General features: G+C 55.1%; 2 protein-coding genes. Both read left to right on the top strand.

Annotated elements, in window-relative coordinates; genetic code table 11:
* Positions 1–332: 332 nt before the first annotated feature.
* Positions 333–635, top strand: a complete 303-nt coding sequence (locus IGS51_RS01635; RefSeq protein ID WP_297075156.1) for a hypothetical protein — start codon at positions 333–335, stop codon at positions 633–635.
* Between the two features lie 296 nt (positions 636–931).
* Positions 932–1,880, top strand: a 949-nt coding sequence (locus IGS51_RS01630) for a methyltransferase domain-containing protein (RefSeq protein WP_297075155.1), incomplete at its 3' end; no start/stop codon positions are given.

The raw sequence follows: 1,880 nt of genomic DNA, 5'->3' as shown, positions 1-1,880 counted from the left end.
TTGTGGTGAACACCGTCGTAAACATCATCAGCATTCCGCCGATCAAAATCGCCACAGCCAGCCCGCCCATCACCCAGTTCAGAGAATCCATTGACTCCATTCGCTTCCTCGCGCAATGTCGATGCGCTTCATCATACGGTTCTTCATCATACGGTTTTATCGCACCCCATCTGACTAGAGAAACAAATCTGGAGCGAAGTGTGTGTCTCGTAGAAGATTAAGAATTTCCTTCGCTTGATTGTCCCCGAATATACCTCTTGATAGAGCAAACTCATGCCCCTGTATCGGTAGCTTATGAGCAGTTTATTGACTGGAACATATAGGAGTTTTGCGTGAAACGTTTGTCCTTGATGCAGTTTTCTATTAGTGGCTTTGTCGCTTTACTACTGGTATCGGCCGGAGTGCTGGTTCCCCAAACAGCCCGGGCTGATATTGATCGAGACGCAACTCCCCAAGAGCGGGCGAGAGTCGTCGAAGTGCTTCAGGCTCAGGGATGCCCGGTGGTTGGCGATGTGGATTATATCCAGGGCGTGGGCTTTGAGGCCGAAGACGTGCGCTGCAACGACGGCAAAGAATACGACGTTTTTTTAGACGAGAATTTCAATGTCATTTCTAAGCGAGAAGATCGAGACTGAGCTTCCCGCAGAGTGTGAAATTCGTATTTGACATATTTGCGTTCAGCAACATCTGGCAGCGTCTTGGGAGTTTGGGGCCTCGTAGTTTTGCTCTGATAAGGCGCTGCTTCGCGGCGATCGCCCTCCAAACGCGATAAGGCCAACGCCAGGTCGAGTGCTGCCTCACTGCGCTAGTCGAGTTCGACGTTAAAGTAACGTTACAATCGTATTCGAGATTGGGATTCGACGCGCTCACCGCTCTACTCAAACGCTCTACTCAAACGATTTACATCAAACTCGGACACGCGACATAAAGCATGGGTTCTCTCTTGGCGATCGCCCTCATCCTGCTGCTGGCAACGTTGCTCATCGGCACGATCCTTTACCTGCTCACCGCCCGCCGCTACCAGTCCGGCGAGTCTGTCGCCCGTTCCTACGACGAATGGACGCAGGACGGCATCCTAGAATTTTATTGGGGCGAACATATTCATCTGGGGCACTATGGCTCTCCACCACGCCGCAAAGATTTTCTCAAAGCCAAAGCCGACTTTGTGCATGAAATGGTGCGCTGGGGCGGCCTCGATCGCCTGCTGCGTGGCTCCACCCTGCTCGACGTGGGCTGTGGCATCGGCGGCAGCAGCCGCATCCTGGCGCAAGACTACGGCTTTAACGTTACGGGCATTACCATCAGCTCCCAGCAGGTAAAGCGAGCGCAGGATCTTACGCCGCCCGGAGTCAGCGCCAAGTTTCTGGTAGACGACGCGATGGCGCTGTCTTTTCCCGATGCCAGCTTCGACGTGGTGTGGTCGGTGGAAGCCGGGCCGCACATGCCCGACAAAGCAATTTTTGCCAAAGAACTGATGCGCGTGCTGAAACCGGGCGGCGTGCTGGTGGTGGCCGACTGGAACCAACGGGATGATCGCCAAATTCCGCTCAACCTGTGGGAGCGCACCGTCATGCGGCAACTGCTGGATCAATGGTCGCACCCAGAATTCGCCAGCATTGAAGGGTTTTCGGAACTGCTGGAAGCCACGGGACTCACCGAGGGCCCTGTCACCACTGCGGACTGGTCAAAGGAAACGCTGCCCTCCTGGCCCGACTCGATCTGGCAGGGCATCGCGCGACCTGCGGGCCTGGTGAAATTCGGCGTTCCCGGTTTGATTAAGTCGCTACGGGAAGTGCCGACCATTCTGCTCATGTGGCTGGCCTTTAGCGTGGGGCTGTGCCGCTTTGGAATGTTTCGCGCCATCCGAAAAGAGGTGACAG

The sequence above is a fragment of the Thermoleptolyngbya sp. M55_K2018_002 genome, assembly GCF_015295965.1.
Taxonomy (GTDB): domain Bacteria; phylum Cyanobacteriota; class Cyanobacteriia; order Elainellales; family Elainellaceae; genus Thermoleptolyngbya; species Thermoleptolyngbya sichuanensis.
This window is presented reverse-complemented; position numbering and strand designations above follow the sequence as displayed.